Raw genomic sequence first — 23977 nt, forward strand, 5'->3', positions numbered from 1 at the left:
GTAATTATATTCATGTATTCTCACCTGCTCATAAAATGAGGAAGGTGTTTTTATTTAAAAATTAATTAAATTTTTGAAAGGTGGTTTTAAAGATGGTTTTTAAAAATTGGGAAGATTTATACAAAAGTAAAGTTGTTAGTGCAGATGAAGCTGTATCTAAAGTAAACTGTGGAGATAGGGTAGTTTTTGGTAATGCTTGTGAGGCAACATTATTCCTCCTTGATGCACTAGCTAGAAATAAGGAAAAGTATAGAAGTGTAGAGTTATATAATATGATACCTATGACTAAAAATGAGCCATATGTTCAGGAAGGTTTAGAAAAATATATTCATTATAATTCTTTGTTTGCAGGAGGAGGAACAAGAGAAGCTCTAAGTTCGGGTAGAGCAGATTATATTCCATGTTTTTTTCATGAAATGCCAAGGCTATTTAAAGAAAATTATATACCAGTAGATGTATCACTTATTAAAGTAAGTAAACCTGATAGACATGGGTTTTGCAGTTATGGAGTATCCACAGATTACATAAAGGCTGCTACAGAAAATGCTAAACTTGTAATTGCGGAAGTAAATGAAAATATGCCAAGAGTTTTAGGAGACAATTTTATACACATTTCTGATATTGATTACATAGTAGAAAATTCCGATCCAATAGCTGAATTAAAACCTCCTAAAATAAGTGATGTAGAAAAAACAATAGGAAGATATTGTGCATCACTTATAGAAGATGGATCTACACTTCAGCTTGGAATAGGAGCTATACCAGATGCAGTGCTTTTATTTTTAAAGGATAAAAGAGATTTAGGAATACATTCAGAAATGATATCTGATGGTGTTGTGGAATTAGTTGAAGCAGGAGTAATTACAAATAAGAAAAAAGCACTTCATCCAGGAAAAATAATCGTTACCTTCTTAATGGGAACGCGAAGATTATATGATTTTGTTGACAACAATCCTATGGTGGAAGCTTATCCTGTAGATTATGTAAATGATCCTAAAGTGGTTATGAAAAATTCTAAGCTTGTATGTATAAATTCCTGTGTAGAAATAGATTTAATGGGACAAGTATGCGCTGAAAGTGTAGGAATGAGACAGATAAGTGGTGTAGGTGGGCAAGTTGATTTTATGAGAGGAGCTAGTATGGCCGATGGAGGAAAGTCTATTCTTGCTATAACCTCTACTGCAGGAGGAGGTAAAGTTTCAAGAATAGTTCCATTTTTAAGTAAAGGGGCTGCAATTACAACTTCAAGAAATGATGTTCAATATGTTATTACAGAATATGGTATTGCTTCACTTAAAGGTAAAACATTAAAACAAAGAGCTAAGGAGCTTATAAAGGTTGCGCATCCTAAATTTAGAGATGAATTGAAGGATGAGTTTGAAAGAAGATTCAAATGTAAATATTAAATTTCTTTAAAAAGATATGATTAAAATAAAAAGGCTATTGAAAAACGGATATTCATAAATTTTTATGGATAAAAGCCATGTATTAAGGAATTTGTCTTTCTTTATACATGGCTTTTAGTTATGGGCTTATTGTATTTTTAAATCTCAAGTTCTTAGTATTGAAAATTTCTTTATTTGTTAGCATGATTTTTATTAAATAATAATATAGTAATATAAATAATATACTATAATTATCCAATGAAAAATTAATATGTGAGGTGAATATGGCTATAATATATTTGCCTTTTTATACTATAAATAATCAAGTGATTCCTAGATTTAAGTGGAGTTTGCTCATAAGGAATGCTTTTTTCATCTGAATTTTAGAAGAACTTATCCAAATACGGAGCATGGCTTATCTTCCACTTTGAAGAAGTTGGGAGTATTAGCACAATGGTAGTTTTTGGATAAATTATGTATGATAAATTTAAGATAGGGTGATAAATGTGTCTCATAGAAAATTAATGGAGGAGTATTATTGTGATATAAATAATCTGACAGATTTATTATCTAAATTAGCAAATAACTATAGATTGCTTATAGGAGGTGCTGGAGAGATGAATTCCATGGCGGTGTCTCATAAAAAAGATGTTAAGGATGCACTGCATAGGGCAAATAAGTTGGGGGATTTAATTGATAAAGTATTAAATACATTAGAAAAATCTACAGGAGGATATGTGGAGTATTGTAAAATGAGGTCTGAAGTTATAAAGGAAAAAATGTTGATTCAATACATAGAAACTGAAATAAATGAGGAACTATTTTTGAATGGTTTAGATGATTTGGAAGATAGTGATGGTAGTGATGATAGTGATGATATAAAGGAAGATTAGGTATAGAGTGTTTCACCTAATCTTTTATATAGAATAATAAAGGGATATATTTTTTAATGAGATTAAATTTTTTTAAATTTATAATTGGATATCATAAGGTAAGAAAGTGCTATAATAAGTAAAATTGTAATTTCAGAAGGAAGGGGGTGATTTAAAGTAAGTAAACAATAGAGAGATATAAACATACCCGTGAAAGTTATAGGAATACCTGAAAATTCCCCATCAAAATCAGTAACATTAAATCTTGCCAATCTATAGGCACCAGATATCGGTAACAATAGCACTAATAAATATCCTAGTAGTCCCAATTGTGAAAAATTATAAATATTAAAAACCAGTACTGAAGGGGCTACACCAAACGAAACCAGATCAGCAAGAGAATCTAATTCTTTACCTAAAGTACTAGATACTTTTAAAAATCGGGCAATTCTTCCATCATATCTATCGGCTAAACATGCAAGTAGTATAAATGCACCAGCCCATATATAATTTTCTTCAAAAGACATCATTAGAGACATTACACCACAACTAAGATTAGTAAATGTGAATACGTTAGGCACAGAATTTTTTGCTATTTTAGCCATTGTGATCACTCCTTAAAATAAAAAATATTTTTATTGTTTTAAATGAGTAAAAAGTATATAATTACATAAGCTAATTATAACCTATTTTAATAAATTAGTTAAGTAAATATAATATACATTATATTTATATATGTATATACTGGCATTATTTACAAAAATAGTGTATTTTTGTTAAAATTAATTTTGTTAGAAGGATAGTTAAAAATTTATGAGATATAATAAAAAAATTATTTTGAAATATGTGATAAATATTTTATTAATTATACTAATTATAGTTATAGTATTTAAATATAAAAAACATTTGCATTATGTAAATATAGAAAATATTAAAACATATATACAAAGTTATGGTAAACTTTCAGCCCTAATTTTTCTTTTGATTTATATGTTAAGGCCTATAGTACTTATAATACCTGCATCTTTGATGTCTATTATTGCAGGAAATATTTTTAATTATTATGTAGCTGTGTCATTAAGTATGATTGGATGTTTTGGTTCAGCTACAATAGCTTTCTTTTTAGCTAGGTTTCTAGGACGTTCATTTGTAGACAAGTATTTAAAAGGTAAGGCTTTAAAATTAAATAGAAATATAGAAAAGTACGGCTTTAAAATTATGACTGTGATGAGATTGTGTTTTGTATTTCCATATGATCCTTTAAGTTATAGTGCAGGACTTACAAAAATTAAATATAGGGATTTTATTTTAGGAACTTTAATAGGGATTTTTCCAGAAATTATAACTTATTCTTTAATGGGAAAGCATCTAGGAAGTCCTTTTTCCTTTAAATTTATAATGCCCGTAATAATTTTATTTGTTATAGCCTTTATTTCAATTTACACATATAAAAAGTATAAAAATACCAGCGTTTATAAGTAATATAGTTTTTTAAATTAGGAGATAATAATTTTTGAAATCTAAAATTTAAAGAGGTGTTATAATGAAGGTCAAGAATGTAATGACTAAATCGGTAGCTAGTTTAACTCCTGATGATACTATAGAGAAGGCAGCACAGGTTATGATGGAGAATAATATAGGTTCTCTGCCGGTATGTCAACAAGGAAAAATTATAGGAATTTTAACAGATAGAGATATATCTATAAGAGCTATGGGAAATAAAGGTTCTAATTCTAAAATAGTAAGAGATATTATGTCATCAAATCCAGTAACAGCATCGCCAGATATGGATGTTCAAGATGTTTCTAGAATAATGAGTGAAAGACAAATAAGAAGAATTCCAGTAGTAGAAAATGATAATGTAGTTGGTATAGTATCTTTAGGTGATCTAGCAGTAAATCCTAAATCTAATAGCCAGGCTGGAGATGCTTTAAGCAGTATATCTCAACCAGATAATTCACAATTTTAGAAATTAACAATTTGTAAATAAATCCGCAGGAATTATAACTAATCTTGTGGATTTATTGTTTATGGTGATATAATTATGTTACGTCATATATTTAACAATAAAGTTTTATTTTAGTTATAGAGCCTAAATTTTAATATTTAGACTAGAGTTCTAGGAATAATAATTACGATTAAAAAAGTTAGTTATAAAGTTTATTATTTAGGAGAGTTCAATATGAATAAAGTAAAATTTATTTATAATCCGTATTCTGGAGAAAAAACTATAATATATAATATAGAAAACGTTATTAGAATACATCAAAAATATGGATATCAAATAATACCTTTTAGAGTTAGTTTTGAATTTGGTATGAAAGAAGCTTTTAAAGATATAGATAAAACCTATAAATATATACTGATAGCTGGAGGAGATGGAACAGTAGATACTGCTGTAAATCACATGAAAAGATTAAATATAAATATACCCATAGCCATACTTCCCGTAGGCACTGCTAATGATTTTGCTAAATTTATAGGTATGCCAGAAAATATTGAAAAGGCCTGTGAACAAATAATAAACAGTGTTCCTAAAAAATTGGATTTGGGAAAAGTAAATGATAAGTATTTTATAAATGTAGCTAGTACAGGCTTATTTACAGATGTGTCTCAAAAAACAGATGTAAATTTGAAAAATACCATTGGAAAGCTGGCCTATTATTTGAAGGGATTGGAACAACTTACCAACCTTAGAAAATTAAAAGTAAAGGTGAAATCTGAAAATGCAGTTTTTGATGGAAATATGTATCTGATACTCATATTTAATGGTCAGACAGCAGGTAATCTTAAATTTGCATATAAAGCTGAAATAGATGATGGACTTTTAGATATAATTATAATAAAGGCGGGAATGATAAAAGATACTATTGCCCTCTTTATAAAAATGTTGAGAGGGGATCATTTGGAAAATGCATCAGGTCTTCTGTATTTTAAGTCAAATAAAATAGAGATATACTGCGATGAAGGTATAGTAACTGATATAGATGGAGAAAGGGGACCAGATTTTCCACTTATGGTGGAATGTATAAAAGGTGGATTAGAAGTTCTGGGAATACAGGAGAAATTATAATTTGAATGAGTTTTTCCTTAAAATAGTAATATGAATCGGGTAATAATAATAAATATAATTTAGGATACTACTAAAAACAAGGAGGACCCATGGCAATTTATATTTTTCTATTACCTGTTATATTTCTGTTGCTAATTCAAGGATTGGTCTGGATTAAATTTTTACCTCATAAAATAAAGGCAATAAGTTTTATCGTTATTACAGCCATGATACTTAGGTATATTTCAATTTTTATTATGCTTTTTGCTACCAATATGAAGTATTTATATATGCTTAAAATTCCCTTTTTTTTAAATTTAATCGCAGTTCCTGTAATAGCGATTACTATATTATATATTTTTATGAGAAAAAATAATATTAAATTTTATTATGTATTTATAGTATCTATCGTTTTGACTTTGCTGTATGTTTTTATTATGTATAATTGCAAGGCTGTATTGCAGAGTGTGGCAGAATCCGTATATACATTAGTTTTTTTACAACATATATATATATATTGGACATACATAGTATTCAATACTTTGATAATATTCTTTATTATAGGGTTTGTTAATAAGAAAAGTAGTAATAAATTAGGTATATATTTAGTACTGATAGCAGCTTTTATAAGTATAATAGAACTTATATTATGGATTGTAGGTGTAAGAATTTTAGTGGAGAATATAGTTGGAGATATGTTCTGGATTCTTGCATTAATTTATGCATTAAATAAAGTTAAAAAGAATGTAATACCTGGTTAAACTAGTATCCATTTTTTAAGATAATTGAAGTTATGCTATGATATATGCTATTAAAATGAGTAAATTCAAAATAAATTTCTGTAATGGATGAATATAAATAAATTTTATATTTACTGTTGCATTTCAATGAATTTGTAATATAATAAAAATATAGAATAAAATTATATATTTTTATTATGTTAGGTGAGGCTCCTATATAGACATATGCTGCTGCCCGGAAACATCGAGAGATGCCAATGGGTCAACAGGTATTACCGAATTAAGGTTTTACTTAATGTAGCTGGACAAAAGTCTAAAGCTATATAGTGCTAAAACTCAGACGATTTAAAAGTTTTAGTTTAATAAGGCCCTCTAGGGCTTTTTTTAATTTATTTAATTTGCATGTATTTAAATTTTTTAATTTAGGTGGTGTGTTAAATGGAAAACGGACCTTATGGAGGTCGGTGTATCTTAAAACAAAAATTTAAAAATATATAGAGAATTATTTTAAATAAGCAGTTATGTTAATTTATATAAAATATTTCTCTGTATATTAAAGGAGGAATATTTATGAAAAAATTATCTAGCTTCTTTTTGAGTAAAATTCTCTACAGGAAGATCTATGATGAATTCAATGAATATGTAGGAAGACTATGTGACATTTATGTATCTGTTGATGACGGAATACCAAGGGCTATAGGTTATAAGATAAAAAAAAAGTCAGAAGTATATAACTGCGAGTGTAAAAATATAAATTTTTATGAAGATAATGATAAGATAGTAATAAAAGGAGAAGGAATAAGAGAAATAATACTTCAGAAGTATTCTTACCTTTTATCAAAACATTTGTTGGATAAACAGATAGTAGATATTAATGGTAAAAAACTTGTAAAGGTAAATGATATCAGAATTACAGAAATAGCAGGAGAATATAGAGTTGTGGCTGTGGACACAGGAGTTTTAGCTTTGGGGAGGAGATTTGGCATTGAGAAGTTTGTGAAAAAATGTTATGACTTGTTTGGTAAAAAACCCGAAGACAGCCTAATAATATGGAATAATGTGGAGTCTTTAGAGGTTATAGATAATAACCTTAAATTATGTATACCCTATAAGAAATTATCTAAACTTCATCCGGCAGATTTGGCAGATATATTAGAAGATATGGATATAAACTATAGAAAAAGAGTTTTTGAAAGTCTAGATGAAAATTTAGCTGCAGATACTTTAGAAGAAATAGCTCCTGAGATACAAGTAGATATTTTGGAGAATTTAAGTCAATCTAAAAGGGATGAAGTATTGTATAATATGCCCAATGATGAAATAGCGGACATCTTAGAGGAAGCTGATGAGGAAACTGTTGAAAAGATACTTATCAATATGAAAAAAGAAGACTCAGAAGAAGTAAAGGAACTTATGGGTTATAAAAAAGAGACCGTGGGAAGTATAATGAATAAAGATTTCATTTCTTTTAATATAAATATAACAGTCAAGGAAACCATTGAACTTTTGAAGGAAATTAAACCGGAAGATGAGGTATCATATTATATATACATTATTGATGATAAACAAAAACTTCAAGGGGTGGTATCCCTTAAGGATTTGATATTATCAAACTTTGAAGATAGCTTAAAGGATATAATGGAATGTAGTGTATCTACCATAAATCATAATGAAAATATAGATAAAGCTATAGAAATTTGCTCAAAATATAATCTTTTTTCATTACCGGTATTGGATGATGAGGAAAAGCTGTGTGGTATAGTAATAATGAATGATATAGTAGAAGACATATTAATACCTAATTGGAAGAAAAGATTGAGAAAGGTAGGGTAAATCAATATTATTATTTAAATTTTAAAAAAATACTATTAATGAATCACTAAAACAGTGAAATTAATAGTATTTTTTTATGTATTTTTTACTATATATGTGAGCAAACTAAACTTACATAATAAAATTTCAAAAGGAGAGATGGTTGTATGGCTAAGAAAATTATGAAGTTTAAAATACAATTAATACTAGTATTTATTATAATATTTACATATATGTCTACTTCTTTATTTTTACTTCCCTATAGCAATGCAGTAAAAGCTGTAGCGTACTATTATGGTTCAAAGGGAGATGTAGTTATAAAAATACAGACAAAACTTAGAGATTGGGGATATTATAATGGAAGTGTAGATGGAATATATGGATATCAGACTTATACTGCAGTAAGATATTTTCAATCTAAAAATGGATTGAAGGTAGATGGAATAGTAGGAGATGCTACTCTATCAGCATTGGCTATAAATGTAGCTGGATCATATGGAAATGAAAGTAATAATCAGAATGTAATGTTATTGGCACGATTGATAAATGGTGAAGCTAGAGGAGAACCTTATGAGGGGCAAGTTGCAGTTGGAGCTGTAATTTTAAATAGAACTAGGGATCCTAGATTTCCATCTACCCTAGCTGGAGTAATTTATCAACCAGGAGCATTTACTGCTGTAGTAGATGGTCAGGTACATGCCAATATGGAACAAAATTCCATAAATGCTGCCAGAGATGCCTTAAATGGGTGGGATCCTTCAGAAGGAGCATTATATTATTTTAATCCTTCTACTGCTACTAGCTCATGGATATGGTCAAGACCTCTTATTAAAATTATAGGTAAACATAGATTTTGCAGGTAAAAATATATTTTAATCCTCCCAGTATATTAATATTTATTATAATTGAGTATAATAAAATTATAAAATTGGAAAAATAATATATTGGGAGTGATTAAAGCATGTTTCATTTTCTAAAGAAAAATTTTGAATTAACTGCTCCAATTGATGGAAAAATAATAGATTTATCACAAGTACCAGATCAAATATTTTCAGGAAAAATGGCAGGGGATGGTGTTGCAATTGATACTACTGGAGATATAGTTTTGGCTCCTGCAGATGGGGATGTAGTTCTTATACTTAAAACAAATCATGCTTTTGGAATGGTTTTGAAAAATGGAACCGAAATATTAGTACATATCGGTGTTGACACTGTGGAGTTAAATGGGAAAGGGTTAGAAAGATTAGTAGAAGAAGGTGCAGATGTAAAAGCAGGAGATCCTATAATAAAATTGGATAGAAAATTTATAGAAGAAAAGGGGTATTCCCTTATAACCTCAATTGTTATAACAAATTCAGAAATTATTAAAGATATAAAATATAATGTAGGTAAAGTAGTCAAAGCTGGGAAAAATCAGCTAATTATGTATAAGTTGAAGTGAAAAGTAGTCAGTTTAATAATATTATTGCTTTAAATTTATAAAAAATAAAAAGTCAAAATAATTAAAATTTCGACAATATTATTTAATAAAAATTGTTAATAAGTAGTATATAAGTATATATATTCTTATATAACCGTAGGTACAAGATTTTTATTGTCATATATAAGGGATAATTTATAAGTCCACTAATCTATGAACTGACACATTTTTTTTATAGTATATGTTAATATAATTTTAATAAGATCATTGCTATAAATAATTATGTGGGAGGTATTAATTTATGGTAGTAGAAAATTTTATTTCCACTGAGGTTGTAGAAGATATAAAATATGTATATTTTTATAGATTACTTAAGGGAAAAACAATTGTCACTTATGAAAAGGAGCCAGTAGAAGTTCAATCCTATGGCATAGAGGTAGAGAGACAGGATATATTAAATGAAAAATTAGTAAATGTACAGAGAGATTGCATAGAAAATATAAGTCCATATAGGCATAAAGTACATAATCTAATAAGATTGTTATATAAGAATAAGGTATCGCCATTACATTTAATTGATATAGCTGGTGATTATGTAGATAGATATATCTTAGATTTTGAAAGAGAAGTAAAATATATAGCATATTAAATTTAATGAAAAAGGGGAGAAATCCTCTTTTTTATTTATATAAAAATATGAAAAGTAGATATAATTTTTGTGATTAAACTCAACCTGAGTCTCTGAATTATCTGATGTTTCAACATGTGTAAATATATGTAGTTAATTATTATATGAACCTAATTTAGTATTTACTGTATTAATAAATAAATGTAATATTAAGATATAATAGTATAATTTTAAAATTGCTCTGGGGGGTGTATTGTATTTGATATTTGGTGTTGGAGTAGATATAGTTGAAATTAGGAGAATTAAGGAAGCTATTGAAAAACATAATACTTTTATAGATAGAATTTTTAGCAAAAATGAGGTGGAGTATCTTAAAAATAGAAATCTGAGACCTGAATTTGTTGCAGGTAGGTTTGCGGCAAAGGAGGCTGTTGTGAAATCATTAGGCAGTGGATTTAAGGGTTTTGATTTTAAAGATATAGAGATAGACAGAACTGCTTCTGGAAGACCAACTGTAGTGCTAAAGGGAAAGGCTAAATTAATGGTAAATAAGTATGGAAATTATAAAATACATTTAAGCATATCTCATGGAGTAGATAATGCTATAGCTTATGCGATAATGGAGGTTGATAAAATTGAAGATAGCGACTGTAGAACTATCTAGAGCTATAGATAGTTATGCTATAAATCAGTTAAAAATACCTGGTATTGTTTTGATGGAAAATGCAGCACTTAAGGTAATTAAAAATATAGATTTGGCAAATTGTAATTCTTTTTGTGTAATATGTACCCGGGGTAATAATGGAGGAGATGGATTTGCTGTGGCAAGACATCTTTATAATTTAAATAAAAAAATACAGGTGTTTTTAGTAGGAAAAGAAGATGGAATGAGTGGAGATTGTAAAGTCAATTATACTATTTTAAAGAACTTGGGATTAAACATATATAAATTGAATTCTCAGGAAGAAATGGGTACTCTTAAAAAATGTATACAAAAAAGTGATGTTACAATTGATGCATTGTTTGGAACAGGAATCTCCAGGGAAATAGTAGGAATACAAAACTCTGTTATATCCTTGATAAATGAAAATAGCAAATATACAATTTCTATAGATATTCCTTCAGGACTTAATGGAGATACGGGAAAAGTTTTGGGAAATTGCGTAAGAGCCGATATAACTGTTACTTTTCAATTATATAAAAAAGGGTTTCTAAAATATGGAAGCAATGAATTTACAGGGGAAATATTAGTGGAAGATATAGGAATCCCCGAAGCAGCTATTGAAAAGTTTAGTCTGAATTATTTTATTATTGATAAAGATTTTATTAATAAAATTTTAAAAAGAAGAAATAAATTTGCACATAAAGGAGATTATGGAAGAGTATTTATTATAGCAGGCTCTGTGGGATTTACGGGGGCTGCATATATATGTACAGAAGCAGCTATAAAGAGTGGAGCAGGACTTGTTACTTTAGGCTGTTATGACAGTGTTAGATCAATACTTAGCTCAAAACTTATAGAAGGCATGACTGTAGATTTAAATGAAACTACAAATTTAGAAAAAACTATAGAGAAAAGTGATGTTATTGCAATAGGTCCTGGCATGGGAATAAATAATGATACATTCAACTTAGTAGAAAAAATCATAAAAAATTTTACAAAAACCGTAGTAATAGATGCAGATGGAATTAATGTTTTAAGTGAGAACCTTCACATTTTAGAGGATAAAAAATGTTCCATAATTTTAACTCCTCATCTGGGGGAAATGTCTAGAATTACTGGTCTGAATATGGAATATATAAGAGAAAATAGAATTGAAGTTGCAAAAAAGTTTGCAAAAGAAAAAAATGTAATTTTGCTTTTAAAAGGATACAATACAATTGTTACAGATGGAAATAGGGTAGCTGTAAATTCTACAGGAAATTCATCAATGGCTTCAGGAGGTATGGGGGATTGTTTAACAGGAATTATAGCTTCTTTTATAGCTCAAGGGTATGAGCCCTTTGAGGCAGTATGTGCTGCAGCTTTTGTACATGGATACTGTGGAGATAAATTATCCCAAAGTATGTTTTGTGTAAATGCAAGTCATATTTTAGAAGAGTTACCATTTTCGATAAAGGAATTAATACAGTAATCTAAACTAAATCATTGAATGAAAAAAGTAATATAAAAAGACATAATAGAATAGATTAGTAGTGAAAAACTGTACGTTGGAGGTACCAAGTGAGAAAAAAACTAATACTAGGAATTATGTCTTTTACTTTAGTTATATTTTTTTCATCCTGTAATAAAAATATTAGAAATACGGAAGAGATAATCTACTATTTAAAGGATTTGAACAGTTATAGTTGTGATGTAAATATGTCCATAAAAAATACTAAACAGGAAATAAATTATAGTGGAAAACAATTTTATCATGTTAAATATGGAGATAGACTAGATTTAGGGGAAGATGAAATAATTTTTTATAAACAAAATAAAATAGTTTCTAAATGCATTAAAAGTGGAAACATATATAATCAGAATAAAGATTTTGATAGTTTGTTTAAGTTTTGCTTTATAGACCAATATATATCATTAATTTATACTAATGAAAAAATTGGAAACTCATTTAAAAATATGGGTAATCAGCAATATCAGGTTATACATTTAGATATACCTGGAAACAACAAAAACATAAATAAAGCAGAATTATATGTAAATATAAATCATAGTATTCCCACATATTTAATAATATATGATTCTGATGGAAAAGAAAGAATAAAAGTACATTATACTAATTTTAAAGCTAATCCAGAATTAGAAGAAAATGTGTTTAGCATAAGTTAGTTTTTTATTTAGGCATTTTTTAATTTTCATAATATATTCACATTCACAATAAAAAAGGTATATAATTTTAGTATGTTTTTATTTGTTAGCATTTTTAATAAAAATTAACTTTTTTTAATGAAATTATAATGGATGAGGTGATATATTATGTTTAAAAAATACAGACCTGTATGGGAAGAGATTAATTTAGATAACCTTGTATATAATATAGGTCAAATAAAATCTAAAATTGGGAGTAAGAAACTAATAGGTGTTATTAAGGCTAATGCTTATGGCCATGGGGCTATAGAGGTTGCAGAGGTGTTGTTAGAGAATGGAATAGATAGACTTGCTGTAGCGGTTTTAGATGAGGCAATAGAACTTAGAAAAAATAAAATTAAGGTTCCCATAATGGTACTTGGCATAATACCACATACATTTCTGGAGGAAATAATAGATTATGATATAGAGCCTATAGTGCCTTCTTATAATTACGCCAGCAAATTATCTAAATTAGCTGGAAGTAAGGATAAAAAAACAAAAGTACATATTGCACTAGATACGGGAATGGGAAGGATAGGATTTTCCATAGACCAAAATAGTGTAGAAGAGATAAATAAAATAAGTAAATTATCCAATATAGAAATACAGAGTTTATTTTCACATTTTTCCACAGCAGATGAAGCAGATAAAACATATAGCCACGAACAATTTAAAAAGTATGAATTATTATATAAGGAATTGGTAAAGAAAGATGTGAAAATAAATATGAGAACTATATCAAATAGTGCAGCTATAATGGAATTACCGGATACTTATTGTGATTTGGTTAGACCCGGTATAATAATGTATGGATATTATCCTTCTACAGAAGTAGATAAGAATAATTTAGATATAAAGCCTATAATGACTTTAAAAGCTAATATAGTCTATGTAAAAATACTAGAGCAAGGAAGTTATATTGGATATGGAAGAAAATTTAAATGTGATAGAAAAAGTGTAATAGCCACATTACCTTTAGGCTATGCAGATGGATATACTAGAAGGCTATTTGGAAAAGCAAAGGTTATAATTAATGGTAAATTTGCTCCAGTAGTAGGAAATATATGTATGGATCAATGTATGGTAGATGTAACAGATGTAGGTGAAGTTAATATAGGAGATGAAGTTATACTTATAGGTGAAAAAGATGGGTTAAAATTTAATGCAAATGACATAGCTGAAATTACTGGAACTATAAACTATGAGGTACTTTGTATGATAAGTAGAAGGGTTCCAAGAGTATATATAAAGGGAGGGGAGGTAGTTAAAATTAAAAATTATGTAATATAAATTTTTATGTTATAAATTTGTATTATATATTACGGAAGATAATAGTACTTGCATATAGTCTTTAAAAACAAAATTGTTTTTTACTATATAATTGAAATAATTATATTTATGTGTCAAGAAACTGTATCATTTCTTTTGGCAGAATTAAAGTGGCTTAGGTATATACTGTAGAGTTGTGAATATAAATTTGAAAATTGGTATAATATATAATATAATAATTAATTAGTAGAATAAAAAATTTATTTAGAATATATAAATACAAAATTTTTATATAGTATAAGTTTTATTACACTTTATTTTATACTAAGAATATGAATCTTATTGCTAAATAGTGGGTATTTTTATAGTTTGAAAGTAAATACATATATACATAAATTAATATCTAAGATTTTACATAATAAATTATAATATGCATGAATAGAGACGTATAAAAGGTTATATTAAATATTTATGAAGATAAAAAGCCCTATGTAAAAAATTACAAGTAGAAAAATGATGAAATTATAGATAATTTCTTTGACACAATTATAGATTTGGTAATATAATTGGTTTGTATATATCTTTCGCTTAGGGTAATAGGAGGTATTAATTTGTATATGTCAACTTCAAAAAGATTGGTAATAAACCTCTCAGAAACACTATATAATGAATTCAACAAGGCACTTAAGGAAGATTGCAAAAAAAGAAGTGAATTTATTAGGGAAGTTATCATATTATATATTAGTGAGAAAAAAAGGTTAAATAAAATATCAGAAATGGAAAAAGGGTATAGGGAAATGGCGCAGCTTAATCTTGAATTCGCAGAAATGGGCTTTGCAAGTGACATGAAAGAATTTAAAGAATATGAAGCGAAGCTTTCGGAGAGTGATTTGCAAGATGACAACAATAGTGAAAAGAGGAGATATATTTTATGCTGATCTAAGTCCAGTAGTTGGATCTGAACAGGGAGGGGTAAGACCTGTTATAATAATACAAAATGATGTAGGCAATAAATACAGTCCTACGGTAATTGTTGCAGCTATTACCTCTCAGATAAATAAAGCAAAACTTCCAACACATGTAGAAATATCATCAGAAGCCTATGGACTTAACAAAGATTCAGTAGTATTACTTGAACAAATAAGAACTTTGGACAAAAGAAGATTGAAAGAAAAGATTGGCCATATGACAGATGTTGACATGGAAAAAGTAGATGGAGCACTTTTAGTAAGTGTTGGACTTCAATAAATATTTCAGTTAAGATTAATTATGTGCCAATAATTTTAATTTTATAAATACTTTACCGATATAAACCCCTGTGTTAAGACACAGGGGTAAAGTTTTATGTGGTTTTTGTATATAAAGATGAAATTTTATGTTAAAATAACTATAAAAAGTTTTTAGCTTATTAGGAGGTTAAGTTTGTGGAAAAAAATATAGAGAAACTTGAGAAAATTGCAAGATCTATAAGAAAAAATATAATAAAAATGCTAACTAAAGCTGGATCAGGGCACCCAGGAGGTTCTTTATCCATAGTAGAAATTTTGACTGTTTTGTACTTTTGTGAAATGAATATTAATCCACAGAATTTTAGGGATTTAAATAGGGATAGGTTTGTGCTGTCAAAAGGCCACGCTGCCCCTGCACTTTATAGTGCTCTTGCTGAAAGGGGATATTTTAATGTAGATGAACTTCAATCCCTTAGAAAATTGGGATCTATGCTTCAGGGGCACCCTAACATGAATGACGTACCTGGAGTAGATATGTCCACAGGATCCTTAGGTCAAGGGGTATCTGCAGCCGTAGGAATGGCATTAGGTGGTAAAATCGATAAGAAAGATTATAGAGTGTATACTTTATTGGGAGATGGAGAACTCGAAGAAGGAGAAGTCTGGGAAGCTGCCATGGCTGCAGCACACTATAAATTAGATAATCTAACTGCTTTTGTGGATGCTAATGGACTTCAAATAGATGGTCCTTGTGAGGAAGTTATGTCTGCATATCCTATTGGAGATAAGTTTAAGGCATTTAAATGGAATGTTATAGAAGTAGATGGACACAGTTTGGAAGAATTGATAGATGCCGTTGAAGAGGCAAAATCAGTGAAAGATAAACCTACTGTGATAATTTGTAATACTATTAAAGGTAAAGGAGTTTCTTTTATGGAAAATCAGGTGGGCTGGCATGGAACAGCACCTAATATAGAACAATGTGAAAAAGCATTAAGTGAAATAGGAGGTGAGGAGTAATGTCAAATAAGATATCAACTAGAGAAGCTTATGGAAAAATATTAGTGGAATTAGGAGCAAAGAATGAAAAAATAGTGGTTTTTGATGCAGATCTTTCCAAATCAACCAAAACATCCAATTTTGGGAAATTATATCCTGAAAGATTTATGGATATGGGTATAGCAGAATCTAATATGATGGCAGTGGCTGCTGGAATTTCTACCTGTGATAAAATACCTTTTGTAAGTACTTTTGCTATATTTGCCACAGGAAGAGCTTTTGAACAAGTAAGAAATTCAATATGTTACCCTAATTTAAATGTAAAAATATGTGCTACCCATGCAGGAATTACTGTAGGGGAGGATGGTGCATCCCATCAATCTGTAGAAGATATATCACTTATGAGAAGTATACCTAATATGACAGTTGTATGTCCAAGTGATGCTGTAGAGACAGAAGAAGCCATTAAAGTTATAGCAGAAATAAAGGGACCTTGTTATGTGAGACTAGGAAGATCTGGAGTATCTGTTATAAATGATAATGAGGATTATAAATTTCAGCTGGGGAAATCAGTAAAACTTCGTAAAGGAAAAGATGCAGTAATTATAGCTACTGGTATAATGGTAGATGCAGCTCTGGAAGCTTATAATATATTATCTGAGGAAGGTATAAAGGTATCAGTTTTAAATGTACATACAATAAAACCTATAGACAAGGATGAAATAATAGAAGAAGCAAGACGAACGGGAGTTGTTATTACTGCAGAGGAGCATAGCATTATTGGAGGACTTGGTTCTGCTGTATGTGAGGTATTAAGCGAAAATTTGCCGACCCCTGTGGTAAGAGTAGGAATAAAAGACACTTTTGGAGAAAGTGGTACGCCTGCCGAACTTTTGAAAGCTTATGGATTAACTGCAGAGAATATAGTTAAAGCGGTGAAAAAGGGATTGACTTTGAAATAAATCATGATAAAAACGATGCTTATAATTTTATAACATCGTTTTTTAATTAAGGATGATTAAAGTATAATGTAAATTTCATTTTAATAGTTTATTTAATGTTAATAATTTTACAATTTTGGTTTTTGACCCTTTATGATATAATAAACTTTATAATATGACAAATTTTGAAGATGTATTAAATATGAGGAGGTTTACATGATAGAATTTAAAAACGTAAGTATGGTTTATAATAATAACATATTTGCATTATCTAATATAAATTTAGAAATAGAAAAGGGTGAATTCGTTTTTTTAGTAGGTTCTAGTGGGGCTGGAAAAACTACGTTTGTAAAAGCACTTTTAAAAGAAATTCAGCCTACAACTGGTGATATTATAGTTAATAATATAAATGTTACAAATTTAAAGAGAAGGCAGATACCTTTTTATAGAAGAAAATTAGGAGTGGTTTTTCAAGATTTTAGGTTAATACCTACACTTAATGTATATGAAAATGTAGCTTTTGCAATGAGAGTTATAGAAGCCCCTTTAAGGGAAATAAGAAAAAAAGTACCTGTGGTATTGTCTTTAGTGGGACTATCCAGTAAATATAAATCATTTCCCCATGAACTTTCCGGAGGAGAGCAGCAAAGAGTTTCTCTGGCAAGGGCTATAGTAAACAACCCTTCTATATTAATAGCAGATGAACCTACAGGAAATTTGGATCCCGATACTTCTATGGATATAATGGAAACTATAAATGATATAAATCACGCAGGAACTACAGTATTAATGGCAACTCATGCAAGTAGTATAGTTAATTCTATGAGAAAAAGAGTTATAGAAATAGAAGATGGTATTATTGTGAGAGATGAGCAAAGGGGTGCATATGATTATGAGGATTAGTACCATAAGTTTTTTTATAAAAGATGCCTTTAGAAGTTTAAATAGAAATAAGACTATAAGTATAGCAGCTGCAGCCACGGTGGCGGCTACATTGTTCATATTTGGTATAGCTATACTTGCAATGCTCACTATCAAACAGGGTATGTTGGAAGTTCAGTCTAAAGTAGAGGTAAAAGTTTATCTTCAAGACAACATAACCTCAGCTCAAAGATCAGATATTGAAAAAAAGGTTAATTCTATAGATGGTATAGTTAAATTGAACTATGAAACAAAGTCTGAAGCATTGAATAAATTTAAAAACCAGTTAGGAGAACAAAACAAGTCTCTTGTGGAAGGACTAGATAAGGACAACCCTATTCCTAGTGCATTTATAATTAAGGTTAAACAACCTGAAATTGTTTCCACAGTAGTTAAGAATATAGAAGGTATGCCCGGTATATACAGTATTCAAGATGGAAGAGGCATTGTAGATAAGATTATAACTATAAGCAGAACTATAAAGTGGGCAGGAAGTATTATACTTATAATACTAATTGGAGTTTGTTTATTTTTAATAGGAAATACTATAAGAATAACATTGTATTCTAGAAGAAAAGAAATAGGAATAATGAAATATATTGGAGCCACAGATTGGTTTATAAGATGGCCTTTTATTATAGAAGGTATTATAATAGGCTTGGTAGGAGCGGTGGTTTCAAATGTTATATTATATTATTTATATAAAATAGTATATAATAAAGCATCTAATGTTCTTATAATGATTCAAATGGTTAATCCGCAGTATGTAATTACCAACATTTTAGGTATATTTGCTTTGGCAGGTATAATTATAGGTGCTGTAGGTAGCGTATTATCTATTAGAAAATTTCTTGCAGTTTAGGATTTTGGGGAAACTTACCTATGGCAAATACATAAATAAAGCATGTAGAATATTTTAATTTCTGCATGCTGATTTTATATATTCTATTGATCAAATGATTCTAAGGTTCAGGTGGAGTTTGCTATGGAGAAATACTTATCTTCATCTGAACCTTAGAAGAACTTATCCAGGCGCGTAGCAGTGCTTATATTCCACTTTAAAGAAGATGGGAGTATTAGCAATGGTAGCGTTCCGGATAAAGTATTAATAAATAGTGGTGCAAATTTATTTTTTTTAGTGTTATAATTATTTAAGATTTACATAAATACTATATATAGTGAATGTTTCAGAAAATGAGGTGTTAATAGATTGAAAGTCAAAAGAAATTGGATAGCGTATACTGTAGTTATTGTAATTATAACAAATGTTCTCACCATGTTTGGTACGGTTAGTTTTATAAGAAATGCCCAGGGAAATGCAGTAGGTAAATTTGAAAAGTTATTTGAAGTGAGAAATCAATTGTATAAGTATTATTATGGCTCTATAGATGATAGTGTGCTAGTTGAGGGAGCTATTAAAGGTATGACAGAATCTTTAAATGATCCATATACTGTATTTATGAATAAAAAGGAATTTGAAAGTTTTAGTGCTCAAACTGAAGGAAATTATTATGGAGTTGGAATTCAGGTCATGGCAAAAGAAAATAATATTGTTGTAATAGATGTATTTGATAGTTCTCCTGCAAAACAGGTAGGGATAACTTCTGGTGACATAATACAGAAAGTAAATGGAACTGTTGTAAATGGCAAGAATTTAGATAAAGCTGTATCTCTTATAAAAGGAAAAGAAAATACAGAAGTTACCCTTACATTATATAGAGAAAATAAAGGCAGTTTTGATGCGAAGGTAAAAAGAAAAAAAATAGATATTAATACTGTAAAAGGTGAAATGCTAGAAAATAATGTAGCTTATATTCAAATAGATATGTTTGATGAGAATACAGCAGAAAGTTTTAAAAATGAATTAAAGAGATTAAATACCCAGGGGATGAAATCTTTAATTGTAGATTTAAGAGACGATCCAGGCGGTATGCTAGATCAGTGTGTAGATATGGTTTCTAATTTTGTTCCAAAAGATAAGGTAATAGTGTCAACTATAGACAAATATAAAAATAAAAAGGAATATAAGTCAAAGGGAGGAGATTTTAATAATCTGCCTGTGACCGTACTTACCAATGAAAATACAGCTAGTGCTTCAGAAATATTTTCGGGAGCTTTAAAAGACTATAAACTTGCAACTATAGTTGGAAAAAAGACTTATGGAAAAGGGGTAGTTCAGACTATATTAGATACCGGGGATAGCACTGCACTTAAAGTTACTATATCTAAGTACTATACTCCTAATGGTGAAGATATAAATAAAAAGGGAATAAATCCTGATGTGGAAGTAGAATATCCAGATGAACTTAAAGAGTCCAGTTATGATAGGAGTAGAGATCCTCAGTTTAGTAAGGCATATGAGATAGCAAAAAGTAAGGTAAAGTAATTTTGTTTTAGATTTAGTTATAATATATTGGGGATTTTTAAGTTAGGCAGACAAATTCTGTCTAATTTAATTTATCCGAGGATTGTACTCATGAATTTAGAATTAGAAAGATTTCAAAAGGTAGAAATCTTAAATTTAAGAATTTTGTTTATGGAGAGGGGAATTAATTTTAATGATACTAATGTACACATTAAAATCTGTAGCTTTTGCACTGACAGAACCATATCTAGTGCTCCTTTTAGCTATATTGGCATTTACATTTTATAGGAAAAATAAGCAGACAGTTATAATGCAGCAAATGATAATTGGAGAAAAAATTAATTCTCCTTTTGAACTCACAATATCTCAAATTGTAATAGGGATTTTCGGTGGGATTCTAGTAAGTGTCATTATGTCTTATCTTGGAGTGATTTTTAATGAAGATTCAGCTATAGATTTAATATTTTTAGCATCAATAATTTTTATGTTTTTTAATCCCAGATTTATATGTTTTTCTTATTCAGGTGCAATATTAGGATTTATAAGTCTTATGTTGGGTGTTCTATCACAAGATCTTAATATACCTGGTTTGAATTTTTTAAAAATAGATGTAGTTTCACTTATGAGTATGATAGCCATATTACATTTAGTAGAAGGAATTTTAATTATTATAGATGGTAAGAGAGGAGCTATTCCGGTTTTTACCAGTAAAAATGGAAATATAATAGGGGGATTTGCACTTCAGAGGTACTGGGCAATTCCTATGGCTATAATTTTTATGCTTCATCCAAAATCTATAATAGGTAATTTCTCACAGATACCTATTCAGGATTGGTGGCCTTTAATAAATAATTCTATACCGCGTAGTATTTTACAAAGTGCAGTTATGGTTTTGATACCATTTTATGCAGTCATGGGATATAATAGTGTAACATTTACTCGGGATGTCAAGGAAAAGACAGCTATATCTGGAGGACTTGTGATTTTATATAGTTTAGTTTTGTTTGGCATGGCACAGATTGCTGCTTTAAATATATGGTTTAAATTTTTAATATTGATATTTGCACCGTTGGCCCATGAAGGAATTATATTACTTCAGAGAAATATGGAAATCAAAGGCAAACCCAAATATATAAGTAGCAGCGAAGGCATTATGGTATTAGCTGTAGCACCCAACTCTCCTGCCAATGAAATGGGAATTAAAAGTGGGGATCTATTGGTAGAGGTAAATAGTGAGAAAATCGAAAGTGAAGACAGAATAATGGAAATAATAAAAGAATGTTCAAATTTTATATGGTTTAAAGTGAAAAGAGTAGCGGGAAATTTTGAACAGGTCAGTTATAATAGAATGAATAAAAATAAAAGACTGGGGATAGTTTTTGTTCCTAGAAATGTACCTAAAAATAGTATGGTGGTAAAATTAGATAAAAATAAATTTTCAGAAATATTAAACAAGATAAAAAATAAAGATAAGGATGATTGATAAATGGAAAGATTTAAAGTACATTCTCAATTTAAACCTACTGGAGATCAACCTCAGGCCATAGAGAGTATATCTACCCATATTTTTAAAGGAGATAAATTTCAGACATTGCTTGGAGTAACAGGTTCCGGCAAAACCTTTACTATGGCAAATATAATAGAAAAGGTACAAAAGCCTACACTGGTGCTTGCACATAATAAAACCCTGGCGGCACAGCTGTGTTCAGAATTTAAAGAATTTTTTCCTGAGAATTGTGTAGAGTATTTTGTATCTTATTATGATTACTATCAACCAGAGGCATATATACCTCAAACAGATACTTATATAGAAAAAGATGCATCTATAAATGATGAAATCGATAAATTAAGGCATTCTGCCACTTCTGCATTATTGGAAAGACGGGATGTAATAGTAGTTGCCTCTGTATCTTGTATATATGGTTTAGGAAATCCAGAGGAGTATAAAAAATTAACTTTATCTTTAAGACAGGGAATGATAAAAAACAGAGATGAAGTACTTAAAAAATTAGTAGAAATACAATATGAGAGAAATGATTTAAACTTTATAAGAGGTACTTTCAGGGTAAAAGGAGATACAGTGGACATATTTCCTGCATCCTCTGCGGAACGTGGCATACGTGTGGAATTTTTTGGGGATGAAATTGATAGAATACGAGAATTTGATGCATTAACAGGGGCAACTCTTGGAATAAGAAAACATGTTTCCATATTTCCTGCATCCCATTTTGCCACCTCTCAGGAAAAGTTGGAAATATCTATAGAAAAAATAGAAGCAGAATTAGAGGAAACACTTAAAAAACTTATATCTGAAGATAAATTACTGGAAGCCCAGAGACTAAGACAAAGAACCAATTTTGATATAGAGATGATGAGAGAAATAGGTTATTGCAGTGGCATTGAAAATTATTCTAGAATATTGGATGGAAGACCAAAAGGAAGTCCTCCCCAAACTCTTATAGACTATTTTCCTAAAGATTTTCTATTGTTTATAGATGAGAGTCATGTTACTCTTCCTCAGGTAAAAGCCATGTATGCAGGAGATAGGTCTAGAAAGGAGTCTTTGGTGGGATATGGATTTAGATTGCCTTCTGCTTTTGATAATAGACCTTTAAAATTTGAGGAATTTGAAAAAAAATTAAATCAGGTAGTATTTGTAAGTGCTACTCCCGCAGATTATGAATTAAAAAATTCTCAAAATATAGCGGAACAAATATTAAGGCCTACAGGATTATTAGACCCTGAAATTATAGTAAAGCCTATTAAAGGCCAAATTGATGATCTTTATAACAATATACAGGAAACTATACATAGAGGTTATAGGGTACTTGTTACTACCCTTACTAAAAAAATGGCGGAGGATTTAACAGAATATTTTAAAGATATGGATGTAAAAGCTAGATATCTTCATTCTAGTATAACTACCATAGATAGAATGAAAATAATAAGAGATTTGAGAAAAGGAGAGTTTGATGTTTTAGTGGGAATCAATTTATTGAGAGAGGGACTTGATATACCGGAAGTTGCACTGGTTGCAATTCTAGATGCAGATAAAGAAGGATTTCTAAGATCAGAAAAATCTCTTATACAGACTATAGGAAGGGCAGCAAGAAATTCTGAAAGCAAGGTTATAATGTATGCAGACAATATTACCAATTCAATGGATAGGGCTATAAATGAGACCAAAAGAAGAAGACAAATACAGATAGAGTATAATAAAAAGAACGGTATAAAACCTACAACTATTAATAAAGCCATTAGAGAAATCATAGAATCTACTATGATCTTGGAAGAAAAAGAGGAATATAATACTTTAGAAGAGGCTGTAAAAGCAGACAATAGAAAACTGGAAGAACTTATTAAAAATTATGAGAAACAAATGACCATGGCGGCTAGAGAACTTAGATTTGAAGAAGCAGCAAAATTAAGGGATGCAATGGTAAAGTTAAAAAAACAGAAAAATAAAAACATATCTAGAAATAATTAAATTATC

Annotated in this window: 24 protein-coding genes and 1 riboswitch; of the genes, 23 read left to right on the forward strand and 1 reads right to left on the reverse strand. The window is 29.2% G+C overall.

Going from position 1 to position 23977, the window contains the following annotated elements:
* Positions 1-92: 92 nt before the first annotated feature.
* Positions 93-1406: an acetyl-CoA hydrolase/transferase family protein gene (locus AB3K27_RS02175; protein ID WP_368489623.1), complete on the forward strand. Its 1314-nt coding sequence runs from the start codon at positions 93-95 to the stop codon at positions 1404-1406.
* 503 nt (positions 1407-1909) lie between these two features.
* On the forward strand, positions 1910-2278 hold the full coding sequence (locus tag AB3K27_RS02180; protein WP_368489624.1) for a hypothetical protein: 369 nt from the start codon (positions 1910-1912) through the stop codon (positions 2276-2278).
* Positions 2279-2340: 62 nt separating this feature from the next.
* On the opposite strand, the gene pssA is transcribed toward AB3K27_RS02180, so the two are convergent.
* Positions 2341-2862: a CDP-diacylglycerol--serine O-phosphatidyltransferase gene (pssA, locus tag AB3K27_RS02185; RefSeq protein ID WP_368489625.1), complete on the reverse strand. Its 522-nt coding sequence runs from the start codon at positions 2860-2862 to the stop codon at positions 2341-2343.
* A gap of 385 nt (positions 2863-3247) precedes the next feature.
* Here pssA and AB3K27_RS02190 point away from each other — a divergent pair, with 385 nt between their 5' ends.
* The 21 genes from AB3K27_RS02190 to uvrB all read left to right on the forward strand — a co-directional run bounded on the left by AB3K27_RS02190 (position 3248) and on the right by uvrB (position 23971).
* Positions 3248-3739, forward strand: coding sequence for a TVP38/TMEM64 family protein (locus AB3K27_RS02190; protein ID WP_368489626.1), 492 nt, complete (start codon positions 3248-3250; stop codon positions 3737-3739).
* Between the two features lie 61 nt (positions 3740-3800).
* Entirely contained in the window at positions 3801-4226 is a 426-nt protein-coding gene (locus AB3K27_RS02195; protein ID WP_368489627.1) for a CBS domain-containing protein, read from the forward strand.
* A gap of 213 nt (positions 4227-4439) precedes the next feature.
* Positions 4440-5330: a YegS/Rv2252/BmrU family lipid kinase gene (locus AB3K27_RS02200; RefSeq protein WP_368489628.1), complete on the forward strand. Its 891-nt coding sequence runs from the start codon at positions 4440-4442 to the stop codon at positions 5328-5330.
* Between the two features lie 89 nt (positions 5331-5419).
* Entirely contained in the window at positions 5420-6070 is a 651-nt protein-coding gene (locus AB3K27_RS02205) for a hypothetical protein (RefSeq protein ID WP_368489629.1), read from the forward strand.
* Positions 6071-6238: 168 nt separating this feature from the next.
* A riboswitch (M-box (ykoK) riboswitch) is annotated at positions 6239-6404 on the forward strand.
* Between the two features lie 215 nt (positions 6405-6619).
* Positions 6620-7882 carry a magnesium transporter gene (locus AB3K27_RS02210; protein ID WP_368489630.1) on the forward strand — a complete coding sequence of 421 codons (1263 nt, stop codon included), beginning with the start codon at positions 6620-6622 and terminating at the stop codon, positions 7880-7882.
* Positions 7883-8028: 146 nt separating this feature from the next.
* A complete protein-coding gene (gene sleB / locus AB3K27_RS02215; protein ID WP_368489631.1) occupies positions 8029-8724 on the forward strand; it encodes a spore cortex-lytic enzyme in 696 nt (231 codons plus the stop codon).
* A gap of 98 nt (positions 8725-8822) precedes the next feature.
* Positions 8823-9302, forward strand: coding sequence for a PTS glucose transporter subunit IIA (locus AB3K27_RS02220; RefSeq protein WP_368489632.1), 480 nt, complete (start codon positions 8823-8825; stop codon positions 9300-9302).
* Positions 9303-9582: 280 nt separating this feature from the next.
* Positions 9583-9930 carry a DUF6514 family protein gene (locus AB3K27_RS02225; RefSeq protein ID WP_368489633.1) on the forward strand — a complete coding sequence of 116 codons (348 nt, stop codon included), beginning with the start codon at positions 9583-9585 and terminating at the stop codon, positions 9928-9930.
* Positions 9931-10168: 238 nt separating this feature from the next.
* Complete coding sequence (gene acpS, locus AB3K27_RS02230) at positions 10169-10573, forward strand: holo-ACP synthase (protein ID WP_368489634.1); 405 nt, start codon at positions 10169-10171, stop codon at positions 10571-10573.
* The gene (locus AB3K27_RS02235; protein ID WP_368489635.1) at positions 10545-12044 is read left to right on the forward strand and encodes an NAD(P)H-hydrate dehydratase; all 1500 of its coding nucleotides are present in this window, start codon (positions 10545-10547) and stop codon (positions 12042-12044) included. Before acpS ends, AB3K27_RS02235 begins: the two co-directional genes overlap by 29 nt.
* 89 nt (positions 12045-12133) lie before the next feature.
* Entirely contained in the window at positions 12134-12739 is a 606-nt protein-coding gene (locus AB3K27_RS02240) for a germination lipoprotein GerS-related protein (protein ID WP_368489636.1), read from the forward strand.
* Between the two features lie 147 nt (positions 12740-12886).
* On the forward strand, positions 12887-14050 hold the full coding sequence (gene alr, locus AB3K27_RS02245) for an alanine racemase (protein WP_368489637.1): 1164 nt from the start codon (positions 12887-12889) through the stop codon (positions 14048-14050).
* A 596-nt stretch (positions 14051-14646) separates the two neighbouring features.
* The gene (locus tag AB3K27_RS02250) at positions 14647-14967 is read left to right on the forward strand and encodes a CopG family ribbon-helix-helix protein (protein WP_041701016.1); all 321 of its coding nucleotides are present in this window, start codon (positions 14647-14649) and stop codon (positions 14965-14967) included.
* On the forward strand, positions 14927-15277 hold the full coding sequence (locus tag AB3K27_RS02255) for a type II toxin-antitoxin system PemK/MazF family toxin (protein ID WP_012103902.1): 351 nt from the start codon (positions 14927-14929) through the stop codon (positions 15275-15277). Before AB3K27_RS02250 ends, AB3K27_RS02255 begins: the two co-directional genes overlap by 41 nt.
* Positions 15278-15453: 176 nt before the next feature.
* Positions 15454-16278 carry a transketolase gene (locus tag AB3K27_RS02260; RefSeq protein ID WP_368489638.1) on the forward strand — a complete coding sequence of 275 codons (825 nt, stop codon included), beginning with the start codon at positions 15454-15456 and terminating at the stop codon, positions 16276-16278.
* Positions 16278-17219, forward strand: a complete 942-nt coding sequence (locus AB3K27_RS02265) for a transketolase family protein (RefSeq protein ID WP_368489639.1) — start codon at positions 16278-16280, stop codon at positions 17217-17219. The genes AB3K27_RS02260 and AB3K27_RS02265 overlap by 1 nt, the downstream gene beginning before the upstream one ends.
* Before the next feature lie 195 nt (positions 17220-17414).
* Positions 17415-18101 carry a cell division ATP-binding protein FtsE gene (gene ftsE, locus AB3K27_RS02270; protein WP_368489640.1) on the forward strand — a complete coding sequence of 229 codons (687 nt, stop codon included), beginning with the start codon at positions 17415-17417 and terminating at the stop codon, positions 18099-18101.
* Entirely contained in the window at positions 18091-18981 is an 891-nt protein-coding gene (ftsX, locus tag AB3K27_RS02275; protein WP_368489641.1) for a permease-like cell division protein FtsX, read from the forward strand. The genes ftsE and ftsX overlap by 11 nt, the downstream gene beginning before the upstream one ends.
* A gap of 348 nt (positions 18982-19329) precedes the next feature.
* Positions 19330-20505 carry a S41 family peptidase gene (locus AB3K27_RS02280; protein WP_368489642.1) on the forward strand — a complete coding sequence of 392 codons (1176 nt, stop codon included), beginning with the start codon at positions 19330-19332 and terminating at the stop codon, positions 20503-20505.
* A gap of 172 nt (positions 20506-20677) precedes the next feature.
* The gene (locus AB3K27_RS02285; RefSeq protein WP_368489643.1) at positions 20678-21967 is read left to right on the forward strand and encodes a PDZ domain-containing protein; all 1290 of its coding nucleotides are present in this window, start codon (positions 20678-20680) and stop codon (positions 21965-21967) included.
* Positions 21968-21970: 3 nt separating this feature from the next.
* Positions 21971-23971 (forward strand): excinuclease ABC subunit UvrB, encoded by a 2001-nt coding sequence (gene uvrB, locus AB3K27_RS02290; protein WP_368489644.1) that lies wholly within the window; start codon positions 21971-21973, stop codon positions 23969-23971.
* Positions 23972-23977 lie beyond the last annotated feature (6 nt).

The organism is Clostridium sp. BJN0013 (assembly GCF_040939125.1).
GTDB lineage: Bacteria > Bacillota > Clostridia > Clostridiales > Clostridiaceae > Clostridium_B.